Origin of the sequence: Bradyrhizobium sp., assembly GCF_022844465.1 — a bacterium.
Classification (GTDB): Bacteria; Pseudomonadota; Alphaproteobacteria; order Rhizobiales; family Xanthobacteraceae; genus Bradyrhizobium.
On the sequence record NZ_JALHLP010000023.1, the window covers coordinates 34,993 to 55,254 of the forward strand.

23 protein-coding genes and 1 pseudogene are annotated in these 20,262 nt (G+C 62.4%); 17 read left to right on the plus strand and 7 right to left on the minus strand.

All coding sequences use genetic code 11. The features are described 5' to 3' along the window. Window positions 1-45: 45 nt before the first annotated feature. Both Q0D31_RS22240 and Q0D31_RS22245 read left to right on the plus strand, forming a co-directional pair. On the plus strand, window positions 46-465 hold the full coding sequence (locus Q0D31_RS22240) for a hypothetical protein (RefSeq protein WP_291856124.1): 420 nt from the start codon (window positions 46-48) through the stop codon (window positions 463-465). Between the two features lie 110 nt (window positions 466-575). Continuing rightward, complete coding sequence (locus tag Q0D31_RS22245; RefSeq protein ID WP_291856126.1) at window positions 576-959, plus strand: hypothetical protein; 384 nt, start codon at window positions 576-578, stop codon at window positions 957-959. Window positions 960-1,327: 368 nt separating this feature from the next. On the opposite strand, the gene Q0D31_RS22250 is transcribed toward Q0D31_RS22245, so the two are convergent. Both Q0D31_RS22250 and Q0D31_RS22255 read right to left on the minus strand, forming a co-directional pair. Then, entirely contained in the window at window positions 1,328-2,047 is a 720-nt protein-coding gene (locus Q0D31_RS22250; RefSeq protein ID WP_291856128.1) for a type II toxin-antitoxin system HicB family antitoxin, read from the minus strand. Window positions 2,048-2,085: 38 nt separating this feature from the next. Beyond that, window positions 2,086-2,412 (minus strand): hypothetical protein, encoded by a 327-nt coding sequence (locus tag Q0D31_RS22255; RefSeq protein WP_291856130.1) that lies wholly within the window; start codon window positions 2,410-2,412, stop codon window positions 2,086-2,088. Between the two features lie 114 nt (window positions 2,413-2,526). Here Q0D31_RS22255 and Q0D31_RS22260 point away from each other — a divergent pair, with 114 nt between their 5' ends. Next, window positions 2,527-2,814 carry a hypothetical protein gene (locus tag Q0D31_RS22260; protein ID WP_291856132.1) on the plus strand — a complete coding sequence of 96 codons (288 nt, stop codon included), beginning with the start codon at window positions 2,527-2,529 and terminating at the stop codon, window positions 2,812-2,814. Window positions 2,815-2,821: 7 nt separating this feature from the next. Here Q0D31_RS22260 and Q0D31_RS22265 read toward each other — a convergent pair whose 3' ends face one another. Next, window positions 2,822-4,072, minus strand: coding sequence for an aminotransferase class III-fold pyridoxal phosphate-dependent enzyme (locus Q0D31_RS22265; RefSeq protein ID WP_291856134.1), 1,251 nt, complete (start codon window positions 4,070-4,072; stop codon window positions 2,822-2,824). Between the two features lie 424 nt (window positions 4,073-4,496). Between Q0D31_RS22265 and Q0D31_RS22270 the strand changes: the two are divergent. After that, window positions 4,497-4,941: pseudogene (locus Q0D31_RS22270) on the plus strand (thioredoxin domain-containing protein). 103 nt (window positions 4,942-5,044) lie between these two features. Here Q0D31_RS22270 and Q0D31_RS22275 read toward each other — a convergent pair. Beyond that, a complete protein-coding gene (locus tag Q0D31_RS22275) occupies window positions 5,045-5,296 on the minus strand; it encodes a PilZ domain-containing protein (protein ID WP_291856136.1) in 252 nt (83 codons plus the stop codon). 170 nt (window positions 5,297-5,466) lie between these two features. On the opposite strand from Q0D31_RS22275, the gene Q0D31_RS22280 reads away from it, so the two are divergent. Beyond that, a complete protein-coding gene (locus Q0D31_RS22280; RefSeq protein WP_291856138.1) occupies window positions 5,467-5,868 on the plus strand; it encodes a VOC family protein in 402 nt (133 codons plus the stop codon). 108 nt (window positions 5,869-5,976) lie between these two features. Here Q0D31_RS22280 and Q0D31_RS22285 read toward each other — a convergent pair whose 3' ends face one another. Beyond that, on the minus strand, window positions 5,977-6,747 hold the full coding sequence (locus Q0D31_RS22285) for a Spy/CpxP family protein refolding chaperone (RefSeq protein ID WP_291856139.1): 771 nt from the start codon (window positions 6,745-6,747) through the stop codon (window positions 5,977-5,979). Window positions 6,748-7,166: 419 nt separating this feature from the next. On the opposite strand from Q0D31_RS22285, the gene Q0D31_RS22290 reads away from it, so the two are divergent. From Q0D31_RS22290 to Q0D31_RS22330, 9 genes are all read left to right on the plus strand, one after another. After that, window positions 7,167-8,507, plus strand: a complete 1,341-nt coding sequence (locus Q0D31_RS22290; RefSeq protein WP_291856141.1) for an extracellular solute-binding protein — start codon at window positions 7,167-7,169, stop codon at window positions 8,505-8,507. 125 nt (window positions 8,508-8,632) lie between these two features. Next, window positions 8,633-9,571 (plus strand): sugar ABC transporter permease, encoded by a 939-nt coding sequence (locus Q0D31_RS22295; protein ID WP_291856143.1) that lies wholly within the window; start codon window positions 8,633-8,635, stop codon window positions 9,569-9,571. Next, the gene (locus tag Q0D31_RS22300; protein WP_291856145.1) at window positions 9,571-10,482 is read left to right on the plus strand and encodes a carbohydrate ABC transporter permease; all 912 of its coding nucleotides are present in this window, start codon (window positions 9,571-9,573) and stop codon (window positions 10,480-10,482) included. The genes Q0D31_RS22295 and Q0D31_RS22300 overlap by 1 nt, the downstream gene beginning before the upstream one ends. A 4-nt stretch (window positions 10,483-10,486) precedes the next feature. Then, window positions 10,487-11,587: a sn-glycerol-3-phosphate ABC transporter ATP-binding protein UgpC gene (gene ugpC, locus Q0D31_RS22305; RefSeq protein WP_291856148.1), complete on the plus strand. Its 1,101-nt coding sequence runs from the start codon at window positions 10,487-10,489 to the stop codon at window positions 11,585-11,587. A gap of 31 nt (window positions 11,588-11,618) precedes the next feature. After that, entirely contained in the window at window positions 11,619-12,608 is a 990-nt protein-coding gene (locus Q0D31_RS22310; protein WP_291856150.1) for a hydroxyacid dehydrogenase, read from the plus strand. Between the two features lie 44 nt (window positions 12,609-12,652). After that, complete coding sequence (locus Q0D31_RS22315; RefSeq protein ID WP_291856152.1) at window positions 12,653-14,077, plus strand: amidase; 1,425 nt, start codon at window positions 12,653-12,655, stop codon at window positions 14,075-14,077. Window positions 14,078-14,191: 114 nt separating this feature from the next. Continuing rightward, complete coding sequence (locus Q0D31_RS22320) at window positions 14,192-14,569, plus strand: hypothetical protein (protein ID WP_291856154.1); 378 nt, start codon at window positions 14,192-14,194, stop codon at window positions 14,567-14,569. A gap of 270 nt (window positions 14,570-14,839) precedes the next feature. Next, window positions 14,840-15,643 (plus strand): DUF2147 domain-containing protein, encoded by an 804-nt coding sequence (locus Q0D31_RS22325; protein WP_291856156.1) that lies wholly within the window; start codon window positions 14,840-14,842, stop codon window positions 15,641-15,643. 157 nt (window positions 15,644-15,800) lie between these two features. Then, window positions 15,801-16,154 carry a hypothetical protein gene (locus Q0D31_RS22330; protein ID WP_291856158.1) on the plus strand — a complete coding sequence of 118 codons (354 nt, stop codon included), beginning with the start codon at window positions 15,801-15,803 and terminating at the stop codon, window positions 16,152-16,154. 106 nt (window positions 16,155-16,260) lie between these two features. On the opposite strand, the gene Q0D31_RS22335 is transcribed toward Q0D31_RS22330, so the two are convergent. Both Q0D31_RS22335 and Q0D31_RS22340 read right to left on the minus strand, forming a co-directional pair. Further along, window positions 16,261-16,665 (minus strand): cupin domain-containing protein, encoded by a 405-nt coding sequence (locus Q0D31_RS22335; protein WP_291856160.1) that lies wholly within the window; start codon window positions 16,663-16,665, stop codon window positions 16,261-16,263. A 23-nt stretch (window positions 16,666-16,688) separates the two neighbouring features. Then, window positions 16,689-17,387, minus strand: coding sequence for a ribonuclease activity regulator RraA (locus Q0D31_RS22340; protein WP_291856195.1), 699 nt, complete (start codon window positions 17,385-17,387; stop codon window positions 16,689-16,691). Between the two features lie 238 nt (window positions 17,388-17,625). Between Q0D31_RS22340 and pxpB the strand changes: the two genes are divergently transcribed. Genes pxpB through Q0D31_RS22355 form a run of 3 tightly spaced genes read left to right on the plus strand, consistent with a single transcriptional unit; the run spans window position 17,626 to window position 20,213 of the window. Next, window positions 17,626-18,357, plus strand: a complete 732-nt coding sequence (pxpB, locus tag Q0D31_RS22345) for a 5-oxoprolinase subunit PxpB (RefSeq protein WP_291856162.1) — start codon at window positions 17,626-17,628, stop codon at window positions 18,355-18,357. After that, entirely contained in the window at window positions 18,354-19,403 is a 1,050-nt protein-coding gene (locus tag Q0D31_RS22350; RefSeq protein WP_291856164.1) for a biotin-dependent carboxyltransferase family protein, read from the plus strand. Before pxpB ends, Q0D31_RS22350 begins: the two co-directional genes overlap by 4 nt. 36 nt (window positions 19,404-19,439) lie before the next feature. After that, window positions 19,440-20,213 carry a 5-oxoprolinase subunit PxpA gene (locus Q0D31_RS22355; protein WP_291856166.1) on the plus strand — a complete coding sequence of 258 codons (774 nt, stop codon included), beginning with the start codon at window positions 19,440-19,442 and terminating at the stop codon, window positions 20,211-20,213. Window positions 20,214-20,262 lie beyond the last annotated feature (49 nt).

Consider the following 20,262-nt stretch of genomic DNA (forward strand, 5'->3'; position numbering starts at 1 on the left):
ATTTGCAGCGGGTTTTGCCCGGGGCGCGCGGTCAGGGGACATCAGATGAAGCTATTTTCTGCCGCTGCCGCAATCATCCTGGCCGGCGTCGCAAGCCCGGCGCTGGCCCAGGAGCCATCCCGGACGGTCGAGCGAACTGTCAAGTCCGCTCCAAACCGGGACACCCAGATCGGCGTGTACGTCAACGTCCAGCCCGACTGCACATCGGGGCCGTTGCCAACGATTCGGCTGGTCAGCCCGCCCGCCTCGGGCAAGGTCGTGGTCAAGAGCGCGAAAGTGAAGGCGACCAACTACAAGGACTGCCTTGCGCTGGAAGTGCCGGCATACATTGCATTCTACAAGTCGACCGCAGACTTCCTCGGCAACGACGTCCTGACCATCGAGGTCAAATTCGCCGGCGGGCGCACGGAGATCCAGAAGATCACCGTGAACGTGGCCGGCGGCATCGGGCAGCAAAAGATATAGCCGATGGTTCGAGCAGTTCCCCGACGGCGGTGGACCGAGGGATCGCCTGTTTGACGCTAAGGCTAATTCTTGCTCTTCTTCGGTTTCATTTTTGTTTTTCGGAGGCCGCCATGCATGCTGCATTTCACAAGTTCATCCTGAGCGCAGTTTCGTTTGGGTTTGCCGCCTGCGTCGGCGTGCTCCCGTCCCGCGCGGCCGACCTCGGTTTGATGACATCCGGACCCGCGGCAATCGGTAATTGCTCTGAAATCGTATTCACTTGCGAGAACGGCAGGCAATATCCGCTCTGCCCGATCGCCGTCAGCGTCGTCGGCGAGGTCGTCACCGCCTCGCTGCATACCGGCCGCGGCGGCGGCATGCACGTTCGTATGATTCCAATGGGCGTCGGCTATCGTTACGCCGGCCGCGGCGTTTGGCTGGATGGTTTCGGCGAGAACGCGCTGCTCAGCTTCGGAAAGCACAGCCAGATCGCCTGCACGATCCTGGGTTCCTGAGCAGGACGAGGTACTTCCGAGAAACTTCTTGCGTCGTGCGGACTGGGCTATCCCTTCGTCCGCAAGACCACCCGCGGCGAACGCGGGTACATGTACGCCTTCGGATTGAAGTACCGCGGACAGTGATCACTCCAGTGGTGCTGTTGCCAGTTCCACTTCAGGCACCCTGATTCGATCGCGGGATCTGGCCCCCAGTTCAGCCGGTACGGCGCATCCCCGAATGGATACGGACCGGATTGCGCACTGCTGCTCGACAAGAGCACCAGCGAAAAGGCGCCCGTGACCATTGCAAGCCTGGTTCGTTGCATGAATGCCTCCTTCCCTTGCAGAAAATCCGATGCAAACACTGACAAAGGCCTTGCCCCCAATCAAGACCCCGCTGGCCGCGCTACCCCGCGTGTCTCCGCCGTGCTCTCCTCAAGATCGCTGCCGGGGTCTGATTGGGTCGTTTCAAGCAGCCGGGCCAGTTCCGCCGTGATGCTGCCCGCCAGGCCCGCAGCCGCAAACGCGTCATCACCGTCGCTCCCCTGCGGAGCCGGGCTGAATTCAGCGGCCACCGCCTCCACTCGCAACTCTGCCGGAGTGCTGAAGTCGAACAGGGTCGGACCATCGGGCACTGCGCCACGCCTCTCGCGCCACCCGGCTTCCTGCATCGCCCAACGGTCGACCGCCTGGACCAGGAGTGTCCCGAGCGGAAGTCCGCGGCGGCTGGCAAAGCTCTCAACCCTGGCCAGCGACAATGCGGGAATCGCGATCTCAACCTGCCGGATCCCAATGTCATCGGATATCTCGATCGCGGCCATCACCGAGGAGTCCTGGCGCCGGATCGCGTCCATCGGCGTCGGAACCGGGATCGTCTCGCCGGTTTCCAGCAGTTGCTCGATCCGAAGCAGCAATGATTCCCGCAGCTTCTTGATGACGCCGTCGATCGTATGCGAAGACGCCAAGCATTGCGGAAAGTCGGGGGTGGAGGCCGTGTATCCGCCTTCGCCGTCAGCTTGAACGATTGCAATAATAGTCGCCATCCAAACCTCGGCTTCGCTGCGCAGCCCGGCGCCGGCATCTTGAACGGCCGGCGCGCCCTCCATGCGCTGAAGGGCAGTATCAATATCCTGGCACGCCTGATCTACGCCGTATCCTTCTTGACCGATTCCATTCGCAGCTGCCGGGTTTCCGCAGCACGTTCAAGCTCCCACGCACGCTCAATCCGCTCGGGGCTGGTTTCCTTCAACAATCTTCCCCAGGCCGCAGCAAAGGCCCGCTTGGATCCATCCAGGCTGTCTGAAACTCCCTCGGCCCACGGTGGCATCGCCATGGCAACCGTTATCTTCCATTCCCAGCCACCGTTGACCAGCCGTATGTGCCCGATCGCATGCCCGTCATACCGAAGAACATAGTCGTTCTTGACGTCGGGCCACCTCAGGTTCGCGTTCAGCGTAATCGTCTTGGCCATGATCGTCCCGGAGCACTCCGTGCAACTGAAATGCAACCCGAAAGCCGGCGAGCGGTCAAGTTGACGGGGAACGCGCCAGGTAGAAGAAGGAAAGCGAACCAGGAGGACAAATTGATGAGAACCATCGCCTGCGTGCTGGTGACGCTCGGAATCTCGATTGCGGTCGACGCCCGCGCCGAGGTGGAAGTGACCGTTCCGGAAATCGGACGCGTCAAGACCACAACAAAGGTGGAAAATGGCATTCTCGGCGTAGCCAATTCATTCACGCGATTTCGCGGCACTGCGCGGGAGTGCATCGGCGCCTGCTTCTATGCGAACGCCACCAAGACCCGAACCTGGACCTGCCGGGATTCCGACTGCAACCTTGATTGCTCGGGCAGAGACCCCGTTGGCGGGTGCTGACCCGATTTTATCCGCCCAGTTCGCGGACGGCCCTGAAGCCATGCGATGCCGCTTCAAGGGCTTCGTCGATGTCGGCGCTCCGATGTGCCGCAGACAGGAACATGTTGTGCTGGGGATGGAAGAACGCGCCGTGCCGAAGGGCCGTCGAGCAGAACACCCGCCCTTTCCTCGCCTCGGGGTCGGCGTCGAACAGCATCAGCGGCATCTGTGGCGGACCGCTCTGGCGGATCGCGACGCCATTCCGGTTCGCCAGCAACGCCAGCCCCTCGCGCAGCCGCAAGCCCATCGCGCGGATATGCCCGGGTACATCCGTCTCACGCGCGATCCGCAGCGTCGCGCGCGCGGCCGCCATTGCTACCGCGCCACACCAGAACGAGCCGGTGACGAACACCCTGGAAGCGGCTTCGCGGAACTGGTCATTGCCTGTCACGGCAGCCAGCGCATGACCGTTCGCAATCGCCTTGCTCCATGCCGACAGATCCGGACGCACGCCAAGCGCCTCCCAGCTTCCCCTGACATCGAGGCGCAAGCCGGCTCGCACCTCGTCGATGATCAGTGCGGCGCCGGCGCGGACGCACGCCGCACGCGCCGCCTGCGCGAATTCCCTGGTCGGCAGTTCGAGATCGCGGCCCATATCGTGACGAAAAGCCGTCACCAATACAGCAGCGACGTCTTGACCGGCTTGGTCAACCGCGGCCCGCAGGCTCTCGACGTCGTTGTATTCGAAATGCAGGAGATGCGCGCGGTCCTCACTGGTGATCCCGACAACGCTCGGCGAGCACCACGGCAGCGCCCCGTGATAGCTGCCGCGGGCGACCAGCACCTTGCGCCTTCCGGTATGCGCGCGAGCGATCGTCACGCAACTCGTCGTCGCATCGCTGCCGTTCTTCTGAAACATCGCCCAATCCGCGTGCGGCACCAGGGCGACGAAGTCCTCGGCAAGCTCGACCATGACCTCGCCCGGGCCGTTGAGACAGTCGCCTCTGGCGGCCTGCGCCATCGCAGCAGCCTCAACCTCGGGATGGCGATGGCCAAGCAGGATCGGCCCCCAGCTGCACATGAAGTCGATGTACTCGCGCCCATCGACGTCGCGGACCCGGCAGCCCTCCGCAGATGCAAAGAACTGCGGGTAGCCCTCTGGAAGCCGCGCGGCGTTCAGATGACCCCACATGCCGCCGGGAACCACGCGCTGGGCCCTGGCTCGCAATCCCGCATCCGCGGTCTGCGTTTCGCTCAACGGCGCCGGATGTCCGGTCATCAGATCCTCTTGTGTTGAAGTGAAGCGGCTCTCAAATGTGATTAGATCGAGATGGATATCGCGTCGTCTCCGCATCAAACCATCGCAGGCAAGCCACGACAAGATGAGAGAGCTTGGCGAGGCCGAGACTATCCGGTGCGGAGTCGCCGACCCTGCCGGACACGTTCTGGAGTATTCAGGTGGCGCCCGGCCTGCCGGCTCGATAGAATTGAGAAATCAACTATCGATCTGTTTTGGAGCCCTTCATTTGCAAACCCGCCGCCTCATTGCCTTGGCCTCCTTCCTTGCTGTCGCATCGCTGACTTGCGCAGGCGCGGCCCTCGCGCAGAGCACGATCGCCGCGGCGGTCGCCAGGCCGGTGTCGCTGCCGGAGATCGCGATCGGATCGCCAACGGCGCCGGTGACGATTGTCGAATACTCGTCGATGAGCTGCCCGCATTGCGCGGCTTTCGGCCTGAACGTTTTCCCGATGTTGCAGTCGAAATACATCGACACCGGCAAGGTACGTTTCGTGTTCCGCGAGTTCCCGCTCGACATCAAGGCGGCCGCGGCTTCAATGCGGGCCCGATGATTCCCAAAAATATCTCGACGCGGTCGAGACCCTGTTCAAGCAGCAGGAACGACTGATGATACAGACCAGGGATACGCTGGTTCAGGTCGGCCGGCTGCACGGCATGAACACGCAGGATGTCGAGGCATGCGAGAGGGACCGGACGCTGCTCGACAAGCTCGCCGCCGACCAGCAATACGCCGTGCGGGAGCTGAAGGTCACGTCGACGCCGACCTTCTTCCTCAACGGCACTCGGTTGCAGGGCGCGATGTCGTTCGAAGAACTGGAAGAAAGGATCAGCCCGCTGCTGAAGAACTAGCAATTGCTGGTCAGCGGTCTCTCATCCTTTGTGCCGCGCCGCCGCCTGGTCGGTGACGTGACCAGCCGACATATCGGAGCGGGCGCGATGGCCTTGCGATTGATCATTCCTGGTCGAGGAAGGTAAGGCCCAGCCGGTTTTTCTGGATCCATGCAACCCGGCATTCATGAACAATCCTGGCGTCCTTTGCCATGACAAGTTGAAAACGCTGCGGGACGAAAGCAGGGTTTTCAACGTCGATTGCCGCCCCCTCGGGCGAGATATTCCGTACCACGCAGCGCATCACCGAACCGCCCGACGAGACATAGGCCGGCTCCTCGACTTCAGTCCGCGGATGCTTTCGCTTCTCTTCCATTCCCGTCAGCTTCCTATGTCATCCCGTGCCAAATCTTCTCCGCGCAGGTGCGCCCCGCATTTACATGGGCTTGCCGTTCACTCTGGCGGCACGATAGCCTCGACTCGGGCATTCTCAAATCGTTGGCGCCTCGCCGCTCGGCGGTGGTACCGACCGCAGGGAGAACGATCATGGGACTTGGCGTATTGCAGCACTACACCATCGAACCTGCCGACCTTGAACGCACCAAGGATTTCTATTGCGAAGTTCTCGGACTGGAGAATGGCGAGCGCCCGCCGCTCGACTTCCCCGGCTACTGGCTCTGTTCCGGCGGCGTCGCGACCGTGCATCTGATGGGCACGCGAAAACCGCGCGAAGGTATAGTAGTCCGCGGCACCGAGCGGAAATACGAGAACACCGGGCGGTTTGACCATATCGCCTTTGCCGCAACCGACGTCGTGGGAATGCGCAAGCGCTTGCAGTCGAAGGGCGTTCCGTTCCGCGAGAGCGTCGTACCACGTACCGGAGATACGCAGTTCTTCCTCTATGACCCCGATGGCGTCGGCGTCGAATTGAATTTTCCAAAGGCGTGAGCCCCGTGGCTTCGAACTCCGGGGTTGCACCACCGTGAAGTTCGAGGAAGCTAGACCCGCTGGGACCGAGGATGAAACTCCCCCGGGCCCCGCCTACCGGCAAGTTTGCTAATCGAGCCCGCGCTCGTGGCTTAGCTTGACCATTTCTTGAATGAAATCAGCTTTCTGTTTGTCATTCAGGGCTGCGAAAAGCGGCTCGGCCGCATCGGCGACGTTGCGCTGGTCAACTGCGCGGTCGTTTAGAAACTGAGCTTCGTTCCGCATCTGCTCGATAATATCGTCCGGGGGATCGCGTTTGGCGCGTGCAATACGCAGCTTGAGGCGCTCGGCGCCGTTATGACCGAGAGAGTGCATCGCACTATTGAAAGCAGCCCAATGCTTCTCCTGTTCGGGCGTAAGCTCGAGCTGCTTCTTGATCCGTTCGATGTTGGCGTCGCTATTGACCACAATCTGTTCTGCCGTCAGCTGGGGCGCTACGGCCTGGGTGAGAGCGGCGGGTTGCTGTTTGGCCACCTTCGTACCCTTGGTATTCTTGGCCCCCTTGGCCGGCTTCGGCGTGTCACCTTGCCTGGGCCCGTCGCCTGGCCTTGACTCCCGGGCCGCCGGTGCCGGCCCGCCCTTCGCGCCGCCGGTCAAGACATTGGTAACACCGCTGACCACGCCGACGACGCCGCCGATCGCGCCCCCCAACACGCCGCCGACCGGCCCCGCCGCCTTGTTCCCCTCGCGCGCGCCCTGCTGAACGCCTTGCACCAGCCCTTGCGCGCTGGCTGGTGCTGACGCTCCGAAAGCCAGAAAGATGATGGCTCCAAGTGCCCAACCAGGCGCGCAACGCAGCGGCTGCGGCATATGAGCGATCTGTTCGGGGCGGATCAGCATCCTGGGTCTCCATGGTGGATCGCAGACGCTAGCGAAGCCGCTCACTGAACGGAACGCGCTGGTCTGTCGGCAACCACGCTACCGGTTTCACCCCGAACCCGTCCACCCTTGCCCTCGATCGCACACCTCTGCGGCGTTCCCTTGATCTGCGGCGTTCCCTTGAGTGTGCGCCGCAACATCGCCCGGACCTTTGAAGATTTGTATCGGATCGCTCCGCTCCCGCTGCGTGGAATTAACAACCGGCGTCAATTCGGCGAAAGACTTCGACGGTGTTTTCTCGACAGACGCAAACAATTCTGGTCTGATCCGATTACCTCATCTCCGCCGGTGGATCGTGTTTTCGTACCCGAACATCAGCTGGAGACGGATAGATAACAAGAATTAAGAATCAGAATCTGGCTCAGCAAAGGGGAAACACCATGTCTCGCAAGAAGCTTTCTCGCCGACAATTTGTTGCTGCGACAGCGCTAACATCCGCAGCATTTGTCGCCGCGCCCTATGTGCGCGGCGCCCACGCCGCCGGCAAGCTCTCGATTGGTTTCTGGGATCACTGGGTACCCGGCGCCAATAAAGCCTCGACCGAACTGGTCAACGAGTGGGCCGCCAAGGAAAAGGTCGAGGTCACGATCGACTATATCCCAAGCCAGGGCAACAAGCTGCTGCTGACGATCCAAGCCGAAGCGCAGGCGAAATCCGGACATGACATCATGGCCATGGCGACATGGTTGCCGCACGCGCATGCCGAAAATCTCGAACCCGTGAACGAAGTCGTCGAAGCCGTCATCAAGCAAAGCGGCGACGTCAACGGCACCGTCCGGTATCTCGGCGTAGCCAACGGCAAATGGCTCGGTGTCCCGGCGTGTGTCGGCAGCCAGATCAAGGGACCCTGCTCGCGCATCGACCTGATGAAGAAGCACGCGGGTATCGACGTTCAGGCGATGTATCCGGCCGGCGCACCGCCGAAGGCGGAAGGCTGGACCACGGATACCTTCCTGAAGGCGGCCGAAGCCTGTCACAAGGGCGGCGTACCCTTCGGCATCGGTCTCGGCGAGACCAGCGACAATGTCGACACGGTGGGCGCCTTCTTCCTCGCCTTCGGGGCCGAGGTCGTCGATGCCAAAGGCAAAGTCGTCGTGAAGAACGATAACGTGCGGGCTGTGCTCGAATACTACAAGAAGCTGATGGCGTTCCTGCCGCCGGATGCGCCGGCCTGGGACGATTCGTCAAACAACAAGTGGCTGGTTTCGGGCCGAGGCGCCCTGATCATGAACCCGCCGAGCGCCTGGGCCGTGGCCAGGCGCGATGCGCCGCAAATTGCGGAGCAATGCTGGACGCACGGCTTCCCGGTCGGTCCGAAGGGACGTTTCGCGCCCTTCCTTCCCTTCTATTGGAGCATCTGGAAGTTCGCCAAGAACAAGGAGGCCGCCAAGAGCCTTCTGCTGCACCTTTCGCAGCCTGAGGCAATCGAGAAGATGGTCACCGCCAGCGGCGGCTACGACCTGCCCGCGTTTGAGAAACTCACCACCCTCAAGACCTGGGCCGAGGAAGGCCCGCCCAAGGGAACGCTGTATCACTACCCGAACCCGCACAAGCATCAGGTGCTTTCGATCTCGGCCTCGCCCGCTCCGCCGAAAGTCGCCCAGCAGATCTATACGCAGGCCACTTTGACCAAGATGTGCGTGCGCTTCTACCAGGGCGAACCCATGGAAAAGACGCTGGCTTGGGCCGAGGGTGAACTCGAAGGCTTCATGCGCAGCTGAAACTCAGCACTGCCGCGCTCGGACACGATCCGCGGCGGTGCCACGATCTTCATGACCGGGATGTCCAGCAGCCGGCGCGACGCCGGCTGCTGGACGATAGCCAGAATTCGCAAGGACGAAGCAACATGGTCGACGTCGCAGTACAGCCAAACCGGGGAGTCGTCGCCGGAAGCAAGCGAAAGCGCTCAAGCTTGCAGACTGCGATGAAGCGAAAATCCACCACCGCCTTCCTGATGACGCTGCCGTTGATCATTCTGATCGCCGTTCTGGTGATCTATCCAGCGTTCTATTCGTTGCATCTGGCGACGCTGAACAAATCGATGCAGCGGTTCGTCGGCCTCGGAAACTTCGAATTCCTGTTCAAGCGCGAAACATTCTGGCTCGTTGTCAAGCAGTCATGCATCTTCGCCATCACGGCGGTGATTTTCAAAGCGCTGATCGGCTTCATCGTCGCGCACTTCGTTCACAACATTCCGGCCAAAGGCCAGCGCAAGTGGCGCGGCATGTTGCTGGTGCCGTGGGTGATTCCGCCGGCCATGAGCACGCTGGCCTGGCTGTGGCTGTTCGACCCTTCCTACAGCGCCTTCAACTACACGCTGGCGTATTTTGGTGTCGGGCCTGTCCCCTGGACGGGAGACGCCGCCTGGGCGCGCTTCTCGGTCATTCTGGTCAACATCTGGGTAGGGGCGCCATTCTTCATGATCATGTATCTGGCGGCGCTCAAGTCGGTCCCCGATCAGCTCTATGAAGCCGCCGCCATTGACGGCGCGAACTGGTGGCAGCGCATCTGGTACGTCACGCTGCCGATGATGCGCAATATTATCGCCATTACGACGCTGTTCTCGCTGATCGTTACGTTCGCCAACTTCGACATCGTGCGCATCCTGACGGCCGGTGGCCCGCTCGACCACACGCATATCTTTGCGACCTGGGCGTTCCGCGTCGGCATTGAAGGCAGCGACGTTCCCTTGGGCGCCAGTGTTTCGCTCTTCATGGTGCCAATCCTGGCGATCGCCGCGGTCTTCATTCTGCGGGACATCAACAAGCGCGGGAACGAATCCTGATGAGCACGATAGCCATCGACAAATCCGCGCCGAACCGCAAGATGAAGTACGGCAGCATGAGCCGCGACCGCACCTGGGCGCTGAGATGGTCGTACTTCTTTCTGACCCTTTTTGCGATGTTTTCCCTGTTGCCGCCGCTTTACATGCTGGTCACCTCGCTCAAGGGCAGTGCGGAGATATCCGCCGCAACCAATCCCTGGTGGGTGTTTAGTCCGACGCTTTCAAACTACATCGAAATTCTGACGTCGAACCAGTTTCTGCGGTTCTTCTGGAACTCGGCAATGGTGTCGATTTTTGTCGTGACGATCACCATGCTGATCAGCGTGCCCGCCGCCTTTGCGCTGGCGCGAATGCGGTTCTGGGGATCGGCGACGCTGGCGACCGGGGTGTTCCTGACCTACCTGATCCCGGAGACGCTGCTGTTCCTGCCGCTGTTCAAGATGTTTGCGACATTCGGCGAGTTCACCGGAATCCAACTGATAAACAAGTGGTACGTGCTTCTGATCGTCTACCCGACGCTCACGGTGCCGTTCTGCACGTGGATCATGATAGGCTACTTTGCCTCGATCCCGAAGGAACTTGACGAAGCCGCGATTATCGACGGCGCCACCTGGATCCAGACCCTGACACGTATCTTTATCCCGGTCGCCTTCCCCGGCATTATCGCGGCCACGATCTTTGCCTTCACCGTTTCATGGGCGCAGTTTCTCTATCCGCTGGTGTTCACGACCTCGATCGATCAGCTGGTGCTGCCGGTCGGCATCATCACCACGCTGATCAAAGGCGACGTGTTCGCCTGGGGGCAGATCATGACTGGCGCTCTGCTCGGCGCCGCACCCCCGCTTATCATCTACGCTTTCCTGATGGACTACTACATCGCCGGCCTCACGGCTGGAGCGACAAAGGGTTGATTTCATGGCTGACGTGACGTTACGCAAGGTTGTTAAGCGTTATGACGAGGTCGAGGCGGTGCGCGGCATCGATCTCGACATCGCCGACCACGAATTCGTCGTATTGGTCGGCCCTTCCGGCTGCGGCAAGTCGACCACGCTGCGGATGATCGCCGGCCTGGAAGACATCACGGGCGGTGACATCATGATCGGGGGCGACGTCATCAACGACGTGCCGCCGAAGGACCGCGACATCGCGATGGTGTTCCAGAACTACGCGCTTTACCCGCACATGACGGTGGCGGAAAACATGTCGTTCGGGCTGCGGTTGAAACGCTATCCGAAGGCCGAGATCAAGAGCCGGGTCGATGAAGCGGCGCGCATGCTCGATATCGTCGAACTCGTCGACCGCAAGCCGAAGCAATTGTCTGGCGGGCAACGCCAGCGCGTAGCCATGGGACGCGCCATCGTGCGCAATCCCAAGGTGTTTCTGTTCGATGAGCCGCTGTCCAACCTCGACGCCAAACTGCGGGTGCAGATGCGGATCGAGATCAAGAAGGTGCATCAGAAGGTTCGCACCACGACCGTCTATGTCACCCACGACCAGGTCGAGGCCATGACGCTCGCCGATCGCGTGGTGGTGATGAACCATGGCCGTATCGAGCAGGTCGGCACCCCGAACGAACTCTATCACAGGCCGGCAACCAAATTCGTCGCCGGCTTCATCGGCTCTCCGGCGATGAATTTTATTCCGTGCCGGCTCGAGGACGTCGGTGGCAGACTGCATGTCCGGCTGACCGATCGCATCTCCTTCCCGCTGCCGGCGGCGCGCGCCGCTCGCTATAAGGGTGTGACGCGGGCCGACAAATTGCTGCTCGGACTGCGGCCGGAGCACATTGCCGAGGCCAAGTCGCATCAGGAGCCGGGCATCGAGAGCTTCGACGTCGTTCTCGACGTGACCGAGCCAATGGGAATGGAAACGTTTGTCTATTTCACGCTGGAGGGCACTCAGATTTGCGGACGCGTCAATCCAAACGCCGGCGCGCGAGACGGCGCGCCGCTCCGATTGGCGGTAGACCTCAACAATATGCACCTGCTAAACGAGGTGACGGGCGTCGTTCTCTGACGGCCAGCTGGCGAACCACCAAGGGCGGGAAATGGCTACAAACAAGAAGAAAATCTTCGTCACGGAATCGATGTCGCAGCAGGGACGCGCGCTGCTCCACGCGCGGGACGACATCGAACTGATTGAATTTCCCAACATGATCTCCGCGAGGGATTTTGAATCGAAGCTGAAGGAGCACGCGCCGGTCCATGGCGTGGCGCTGGGAGCCACGGCATTCGGCGAGCCCGAGCTGGAGGCGTCGAAGGGCATGCTGGTGGTGACCCGCATCGGAGTCGGATTCGACGCCGTCGACGTTCCAGCACTAAGCCGCCGCAAGGTCCCGCTGATGGTGGCGGGCACAGCGAACTCCCCGTCGGTGGCCGAGCAGGCGTTGTTCATGATGCTGTCGCTCGCCAAGCGGGCGGTGGAAATGCATGCGATCGTCAGGGACAACAAATGGCCCAGCCGGCTCGGCATGCTGCCCTACGATCTCTTCGGCAAGACGGTACTGATCGTAGGCTTCGGACGCATTGGGACACGCACCGCCAAGCGCTGCCTGGCGATGGAGATGAATGTCCTTATCTTCGACCCCTACAAGCCTGCCGCCGACATCAGGGCGGCCGGCTGCGAACCGGTTGCCGATCTCAACGCCGCGCTGCCGCGCGCCGATTTCGTCAGCATCCATTGTCCGAAGAATCCGGAAACGGTGGGCATGTTCAGCGCTGACAGGCTGAAGCGGATGAAGCCGACCGCCTATCTGATCAACACCGCCCGCGGCGGAATAATAGACGAAAGGGCCCTGCACGCCGCACTGGTTTCCGGCAAGCTCGCCGGCGCCGGTCTGGATGTATTCGAACAGGAACCGCCGCCGGCGGGCCACCCATTGTTCGCCCTGCCCAATGTCATCATGGCGCCCCACGTGGCCGGCGTGACGGTGGAGGCCGTAGACCGGATGAGCGAGCAAACCGCGCGCAATATCCTGAGCGTGCTGGATGGCGAGCCGCTGCGCCAGAACGTCATCAACCCGGATGTCCTCGGTTGACCTTTCGTGGACACGAATGATCGGCGGGCAAACGGGGTAAGCGCATGGCCTTCAGGGAGTATGGCAGCTACGACGCGGTCGGCCTTGCCGGACTGGTGCGCAACAAGCAGGTAACGCCGCGCGAATTGCTCGACGAGGCGATCGCCCGGACCGCGAAGGTCGATCCGCAGATCAATGCCGTCGTCGTCAAGCATTACGACTATGCCGAACGCCAGATTGCGCAAGGTCTTCCCGACGGACCGTTCACCGGCGTGCCGTTTCTCCTGAAGGACCTCGATCTCCTGGAGGGAACCTGCACGACGTCAGGGGCGACGATCCTCAAGGATTTTGTCGCCGACCACAGCGGTACGCTGGCGCAGCGCTTTCTGGATGCCGGCGTTTCGATCTTTGGCAAGAGCTCAAGCCCGGAGTTCGGGTTGATGCCGACAACCGAGTCTCGCCTGTTCGGGCCAACCCGCAATCCCTGGAATCTCGCCCATTCCTCGGGCGGCTCATCGGGTGGCGCGGCGGCGGCGGTCGCCGCCCGCATCCTGCCGGTCGCGCATGCCAGTGACGGGGGTGGTTCGATCCGGATCCCCGCCTCCGCTTGCGGCGTATTCGGAATGAAGCCGAGCCGGGCGCGCAATCCGCTCGGCCCCGACCGCGGCGAAGGCTGGGGCGGGTTCTCCTGTGGCCACGTGGTCAGCATCAGCGTACGCGACAGCGCCGTGATGATGGACGCGATACACGGGCCTGAGCCCTCCAGCCCCTACGTCGCGCCGATGCCGGAGCGGCCGTTTTCGCAGGAGGTCGGTCGCGACCCCGGGAGGCTTCGCATCGCCTTCACCGACAAGTCGCCGTATGGCGAGGCCATCGATCCGGAGATCGCCGCCGCCACGCGTGAGATCGCGGGCCTCCTGGTGGGGTTGGGCCATCACGTCGAGGAACGCGCGCCGGTACTCGCCGCGGATCCCGCGGCGGTCATGGCGACGATCGTGGGCGGCAACACCGCGCTGACGGTGCGGCTGATCGAGCAGAAGCTCGGACGCGCGGCGACGCCGGACGATCTAGAGGTATTGACGCTCGCCAGCGCCTACAACGCGCAGAAGACCACGGCGACCGACTACGTCGCTGCCCAGCTCGCGGCTTTTCAGATTTCGCGCGGCCTTGCGGCGTTCTTCGAGAGCTGCGACGTCTTTCTCTGCCCGACGCTCTGCGCTCCGCCGCTGCGCATCGGGGAGCTCAACACCATGTCCGACGACCTATCGCATATCGCACCGATCCTGCGCCGCTACATGCCCGGTACCGCCATGTTCAACATGTCCGGCCAGCCGGCCATGTCGGTGCCGTTGGCCTGGAACAAGGCCGGCTTGCCGCTCGGCATGATGTTCTCCGGAAAATTTGGCGACGAAGCAACCTTGTTCCGGCTCGCCGGGCAGCTCGAACAAGCCGGACCGTGGCAGGACAGGCGGCCTCCGGTATGTGCATAAATCGGACATTTTCGACCGTCGGGATGGACAAAACTCAGCCTTGTTCGCAAGGAACATAGATTAGGCGTCAGACGGGGACCCATCCGCAGACGTGCTCGATCCGGAGCCTGAACCGTGAGTCAAAGCGACCCAACCGACCATGCGCTTGCTGCCATTGCCAGCATTCTCGATATGCCGGAAGCCCAGCGCGGGTCGGATCGACCTGCAGGCGTCCCAGAGGCGTCGCCAGCGCATCCGCCGATTGAAGCCCATGGATATTCCAAGCTTGGCCCCGGCCCATTGGCCGCCATCCGATTCAAGTGGACGGTGCGCCTTGAGAATGGCGACTACTATGTTGACGAGACCTTTGGCGCGAACTCCACGGCCGTCGTCACCGGGCCGCTGAGCAGGGACGCCGCGATCAAACTGGTGGATGATCGAGAACGTGATTCGCGTCGGCGTTTCGAGCAAATAAAGAACGAAATGAGCGGAAACGGCGGGGCCCCCCTGTAGTACGCAAGAACAGCGAGGGGTAGCGCGTTCACGCGTTTCGAAACCGCCCTTTCGAGGGCCAGGGATATCTACGGAGCTGCTGAAAGCACGCACTTTTCCACGGGAGATTGGCCGCACAGCGGACCCAACAGCAAAAATCGGCCCAGTGTGCGACATTGAACCAAAGCTGCCGGGCACACGACTCATAGCCGGACAGTGATATGGATCACGTTGGAGGAAGCGACCGCAGCGTAGCTTCCAAAACCGGGGTTACCTGCGCAGGAGGTCGTCATGACGAAGTGTTTCGCTCTCGCCATTTTTTTGCTGGCGAGCACCGCCGCGCAGGCGCAGTACACCTTTGAATATGGCGGTCATACCATTCACATCGATCCCGATCGAGGGATCGTTTCAATTCCCGGCGTCTACGACAATAGCGGCAAGAAGACGAAACGCCCGCGCAACGAGGATGCCGAGCGCGATTCCTCCAGCAGGAAAGCGCCGCCGCAAGCCAAGGCCGAACCGCAGGCTGCCCCCGTCGCGCCAAGGCCGGCTGAACAGGCAGCTACGCCGGCGCCGTCTGCTCCTCCAGTTCCACCTCCGGCCGCGGCCTCGACGAGCCAACCGCCAGCCGCGACGGCGATCGCCGCTCCGGCCGACGCCGCGGCGCCCGCTGCCCAGAAGCAGCAGACCACTTCTCCAGCGGTCGATCCGCCGCCTGCCCCGGTAGCCGCCCCATCGCCCTCGCCTGCCCCCCAGAAGCAGGCCGCTGCTCCGGCAACCACGACGCTTCCGCCGTCGAACTCACCGCTCGGCGTATGGTTGACGGAAGAAAAGGAAGGCAAGGTACGGATCGAGCAGTGTGGAGCCAACCTCTGCGGCTACTCGGTCGACAAGAAATCCAACCAGAACGGCGAACAGGTTCTGATCAACATGAAGCCCGGCAAGGACAAATGGAGCGGTCGGATTTTCGATCCGAACACCGGCAGCACCTACGATTCCACCATCGCGCTCAAGGGCACGGACAGCCTGCGCGTCCAGGGTTGTGCTTTCGGTGGCATGTTCTGTGGCGGCCAAACGTGGACCCGCGTCAACTGACACGGCCTTCGCCTTAAGCGATGAACCAGGGTGCGCCGCGCTGGCGGCTTCCTAGCTGCTTTCCTGCGATCGGCCTGCCCTTTCGCGCGTGACGACAATCACAGTCTCCCAGGAACCATTGTGGAAGAGTGGGCGCGTCCAAACAAAGGGGCGAACCATGGGAAGTTTTCGCAAGATCACTACTACCGTTTCAGTCCTTGCCGCACTGGCGCTCGCGACGCCATCCGCGGCTGCGACATTTGATGGTGATTGGAACGTGCAGATCACCTCTTCGAACGCGGCCTGCACCAGCGGCGCCTCGGTTTCGATCGAGATCAACAACGGACAGGTCGCTTCGAACAACTCGGCGGTAACGGCGTCGGGCCGTGTGGCCGAGGCCGGCGCTATCCGGGTAACGCTCGCCAGCGGCATGAAGCGCGCCGTCGGCTCGGGATACCTTTCGGGCACCTCGGGGTCGGGCACATGGCGCGCTGCATTGTGCTCGGGCACCTGGACCGCGCAGCGGATTTAAGGCGCCGCAACCAAACCGTTTTCCAACGAACGGAAACCGTTCGAACCAGGAAAACGCACCAGACAGAATCCCGTCTCAATTCCATCGAGACGGGATTAGTTCTGGCCTAGCCCACCTTCTCGGAATATTCGGCGTCGGTCACCTTCTCCATCCATGTCGCGTAACTGCCGTCGAGCGCTTCCTGCATGGCGATGTGGGTCATGCCATTAGTCGGGGACGCGCCGTGCCAATGCTTCTCACCCGGTGGGATCCAGACAACGTCGCCTGGCCGGATCTCGCGGATGGGCCCGCCTTTGGCCTGCACCCGGCCTACGCCTTCGACCACATAGAGCGTCTGGCCCAGCGGATGCGAGTGCCAGGCTGTCCGCGCGCCCGGTTCGAATGCCACACGGGTCGAAACCAGCCGCGCCGGCGGCTCCGCCGCGATGATGGGGTCCTGCATGACATTGCCGGTGAAATATTCCGGCGGCGCCTTCCGCGTCGGCCGCGATCCAGCGAGATGAATGTCCATGGGGTTAGCTCCCTTGTCTGATGTTATTTCTTGCTGGCCGCGTAGCGCGCCTTGGTCTCGGCGTTCATCGGATAGAGTCCGGGCAGCGCCGCGCCGTTGTTGACCTCGTTAACGATCCAGGCCTCCATCCGCTCCTGCTCCGGCCCTTCCGCCAACACGTGGTCGAGCAGCGCCTGCGGGATCAGCACCGCCCCATCCTGGTCGGCGACGATGATGTCGTTCGGGAAGACCGCAACCCCGCCACAGCCGATAGGTTCGCCCCAACCGACGAATGTCAGGCCGGCCACCGAGGGCGGCGCCGCGAAGCCATCGCACCAAACCGGCATGTTGGTGCCAAGCACGCCTTCGACATCGCGCACCACGCCGTCGGTAATCAAGGCCGCAACCCCGCGCTTGACCATGCGCGCGCAAAGAATATCCCCGAAAATGCCGGCGTCGGTCACGCCCATGGCATCCACGACGGCCATGCACCCCTTCGGCATGGCCTCAATCGCGGTACGGGTTGAAATCGGCGATGACCACGATTCGGGGGTCGCCAGATCCTCGCGTGCGGGCACGAAGCGCAACGTAAAGGCCGGGCCGACCAGCCGCGGCTGTCCGGGCCGCAGCGGCTTGGTACCGCGCATCCAGATGTTTCGCAGGCCCTTTTTCAAAAGGACAGTGGTGATGGTGCCAGTGGACACGCGCGACAGGGTAGCGATGGCGTCGGGGGACAGGGACATCAGGGATGCTGGCTCCGGATGGAGGAATGGATAGCTGACGCATCTTGGGAAGTGCACGGCGCGCGTCAAGAGCTCGGGGAAGGCGGCGATCATCGCACCTTATCATCGGAATGGGGATTAGTTTATTGAATATACGGGACGATTTCATTCCAAGCGAATTCCACTCCCGGCCAAAACACGCTACAGCTTAAAGCGAGCCCCCATAGCTGCAAGGCAGCTGCGAGACAGTTCCAAGGCCATGGCAGCAACGCGATCCCCACCCCGCCTCTTGCCGAGTGGCGACAGCGCCGTCACGGTGGAATTCAGCCGCAACATTGACGACGACGCCAACTGGCGGGTGCTGGCGCTCGACCGCGCCATGGCTGCAGAACCAGTCAAGGGCGTCACCGAGACGGTTCCGACCTATCGCTCCCTGCTCGTGCATTACGATCCCGTCACCATCGGCTTTGACGAGCTCGGCGAAAAGCTGCTCGCGCTGGCACAACGGCCGGCTCCGGCAGTGGTGCGAACGCGACGATGGCGTATTCCCGTGGTCTATGGCGGTGAACACGGCATTGACCTCGAGGATGTCGCCAAAGCCCTCAACGCCACGCCCGGCGAAATCGTGGCACGGCACGTCGCCGGAGATTACCGCGTTGCGATGATTGGCTTTACGCCCGGCTGGTCCTATCTGAGTGGACTCACGGAATCGCTGCACCTGCCGCGACGGCAGAACCCGCGTCTGCTGACGCCGGCCGGCACGATCTCGATCGGCGGCGTTCAGACCGGCATCCAGTGCCTCGCCGGTCCGAGCGGCTGGCATCTTTTGGGACGGACGGCGGTCCGCACCTACCAGCTTCATCGCGATCCGATCTTCCTGCTGGAGCCTGGCGATGCCGTCACTTTCGTGTCCGTCGACGCCAAGGTCTTTGCGGAGCAGGATCGCGCCGCCGAAACCGGCGAATTCATTGCCGAGTTGGTGGCGTCGTGAGCCGACTCCGCGTTATATCGATCGGCCCGGCAAGTTCGGTCCAGGACGGCGGACGCTTCGGCGCGCAACGCTACGGGTTGGTGCCGAGCGGTGCGATCGATCGATTGGCGCTGGCTGTTGCCAACACGCTGGTCGGCAATGATGCATTTGCTGCCGCCATCGAGATTGGTCCGTTTGGCGCCAAGCTCACGGCGCGCGGGCCGGTCCGCGTGGCACTGGCCGGGGCCCCACGCAATGCCGATATCGCGGGCCGCGCGGTGTCGTTCGATCGTTCTATCACGATCGCGGACGGCGAAACGCTCACTCTCGGCTTTGCCCGCGGCGGATCGTTCAGCTATCTCGCCATCGAAGGTGGCATTCTCGGCGAACCGATGTTCGGCAGTCTCGCGGTCAACGCCCGCGCCGGCCTCGGCAGCCCCTATCCGCGCCCCCTGCAGGCGGGTGACGAATTGCAGACCGCGACCGCCGGCGGCGCGATCGAACAACGGATCGAGCTGCCGGCCTCAACCGACGCGCCGATCCGCGTGGTCTGGGGCCCCCAGGATGACGAATTCCCCGAACAGTCAAAACAACTGTTGATCGACAGCGAGTGGAAGATATCCGCGACCAGCGACCGCATGGGCTACCGGCTCGAAGGCCCGGTCCTTAAGCACCTCTACGGCCACAATATCGTCTCCGACGGCACGGTGAACGGCAGCCTGCAGGTGCCCGGCAGCGGGCAGCCGATCGTTCTGATGCCTGATCGCGGCACCAGCGGCGGCTATCCCAAGATCGCGACCGTGATCTCGGCGGACCTCGGACGGTTGGCGCAGATACCGGCCGGCCAAGCATTTCGCTTCAGGGCCGTCAGCATGGCGGAAGCTCAGGCCGAGGCGCGCAAGTTCGCCGGCTTGCTGCGCACCCTGCCCGACCGATTGCGCGCCGTCGAAAGCATTGATCTCGACATCGATGCGATGCACGATGCCAACGTCGCAGGCCACGCCGTCAGTGCTGTCGATGCCGCGACCTGGCATGCCAGATCATCGGATGCATCAGAATTGGATTGAGCAACTGGATCCACGCATCGGAAACGGACCGCCAACATGACAACCATAGACCTCAATTGTGATCTCGGCGAAGGATTTGGCGCGTGGGAAATGGGAAATGACGCCGCGATGATCGAGTTGGCGACGTCGGTGAACGTCGCTTGCGGCTTTCATGCCGGCGATGCCGACATCATGCGGCGCACGGTCGAGCTTGCGAAAGCCCGCGGCGTCAGCGTCGGCGCACACCCCGGATATCGCGACCTCCATGGCTTCGGCCGGCGACCGATCCCGGGATTGAAATCGTCCGAGATCGAGAACCTGATCGCCTACCAGATCGGTGCGCTGCAGGCGATCGCGACCGCGGCCGGCTACAAGGTCACTCATGTGAAAGCGCACGGGGCACTTTCCAACGTCGCCTGCGAGGACGACATGACCGCCAAGGCGATCGCCGGCGGCATCAGGGCGGTCGATCCCAATCTGATCTTCGTCGTGCTCGCCAACTCCAGGCTGGTGCGGGCCGGCGAAGCCGCCAACCTGCCGATGGTGCATGAGGTCTTCGCCGACCGCGCCTACGAGGACGATGGCTCGTTGGTCTCGCGCAAGAAGCCGGGGGCCGTGTTGCACGACGTCAGAGAGATTGCGGATCGCGTGGTACGGATGGTGCAGGACGGCGCGGTGGTCTCGGTCACGGGCAAGGTGATCAAGATGCGCACCGATACCGTATGCATTCACGGCGATACGCCGGGCGCGGTCGAGATCGGACGCGGGGTGCGTCAGGCGTTGAAGATGGCGGGGATTGAGGTAGCACCGTTCAAGATGAAAACGTCATAGGTTTTCCGTACGGACCTGCAAGGAACAGCAAGCAGTACAGCAGCTAGAA

Excerpts from the sequence above, each read along its gene's own strand:
- Q0D31_RS22285 (WP_291856139.1), bottom strand. The coding sequence starts at position 6,747 with ATGCTGATCCGCCCCGAACAGATCGCTCATATGCCGCAGCCGCTGCGT.
- Q0D31_RS22240 (WP_291856124.1), top strand. The coding sequence starts at position 46 with ATGAAGCTATTTTCTGCCGCTGCCGCAATCATCCTGGCCGGCGTCGCA.
- pxpB (WP_291856162.1), top strand. The coding sequence starts at position 17,626 with ATGGCAGCAACGCGATCCCCACCCCGCCTCTTGCCGAGTGGCGACAGC.
- Q0D31_RS22325 (WP_291856156.1), top strand. The coding sequence starts at position 14,840 with ATGACGAAGTGTTTCGCTCTCGCCATTTTTTTGCTGGCGAGCACCGCC.
- Q0D31_RS22250 (WP_291856128.1), bottom strand. The coding sequence starts at position 2,047 with ATGGAGGGCGCGCCGGCCGTTCAAGATGCCGGCGCCGGGCTGCGCAGC.
- Q0D31_RS22255 (WP_291856130.1), bottom strand. The coding sequence starts at position 2,412 with ATGGCCAAGACGATTACGCTGAACGCGAACCTGAGGTGGCCCGACGTC.
- Q0D31_RS22315 (WP_291856152.1), top strand. The coding sequence starts at position 12,653 with ATGGCCTTCAGGGAGTATGGCAGCTACGACGCGGTCGGCCTTGCCGGA.
- Q0D31_RS22295 (WP_291856143.1), top strand. The coding sequence starts at position 8,633 with ATGGTCGACGTCGCAGTACAGCCAAACCGGGGAGTCGTCGCCGGAAGC.
- ugpC (WP_291856148.1), top strand. The coding sequence starts at position 10,487 with ATGGCTGACGTGACGTTACGCAAGGTTGTTAAGCGTTATGACGAGGTC.
- Q0D31_RS22280 (WP_291856138.1), top strand. The coding sequence starts at position 5,467 with ATGGGACTTGGCGTATTGCAGCACTACACCATCGAACCTGCCGACCTT.
- Q0D31_RS22245 (WP_291856126.1), top strand. The coding sequence starts at position 576 with ATGCATGCTGCATTTCACAAGTTCATCCTGAGCGCAGTTTCGTTTGGG.
- Q0D31_RS22265 (WP_291856134.1), bottom strand. The coding sequence starts at position 4,072 with ATGACCGGACATCCGGCGCCGTTGAGCGAAACGCAGACCGCGGATGCG.
- Q0D31_RS22335 (WP_291856160.1), bottom strand. The coding sequence starts at position 16,665 with ATGGACATTCATCTCGCTGGATCGCGGCCGACGCGGAAGGCGCCGCCG.
- Q0D31_RS22330 (WP_291856158.1), top strand. The coding sequence starts at position 15,801 with ATGGGAAGTTTTCGCAAGATCACTACTACCGTTTCAGTCCTTGCCGCA.
- Q0D31_RS22275 (WP_291856136.1), bottom strand. The coding sequence starts at position 5,296 with ATGGAAGAGAAGCGAAAGCATCCGCGGACTGAAGTCGAGGAGCCGGCC.
- Q0D31_RS22310 (WP_291856150.1), top strand. The coding sequence starts at position 11,619 with ATGGCTACAAACAAGAAGAAAATCTTCGTCACGGAATCGATGTCGCAG.
- Q0D31_RS22355 (WP_291856166.1), top strand. The coding sequence starts at position 19,440 with ATGACAACCATAGACCTCAATTGTGATCTCGGCGAAGGATTTGGCGCG.
- Q0D31_RS22290 (WP_291856141.1), top strand. The coding sequence starts at position 7,167 with ATGTCTCGCAAGAAGCTTTCTCGCCGACAATTTGTTGCTGCGACAGCG.
- Q0D31_RS22340 (WP_291856195.1), bottom strand. The coding sequence starts at position 17,387 with ATGTCCCTGTCCCCCGACGCCATCGCTACCCTGTCGCGCGTGTCCACT.
- Q0D31_RS22300 (WP_291856145.1), top strand. The coding sequence starts at position 9,571 with ATGAGCACGATAGCCATCGACAAATCCGCGCCGAACCGCAAGATGAAG.
- Q0D31_RS22260 (WP_291856132.1), top strand. The coding sequence starts at position 2,527 with ATGAGAACCATCGCCTGCGTGCTGGTGACGCTCGGAATCTCGATTGCG.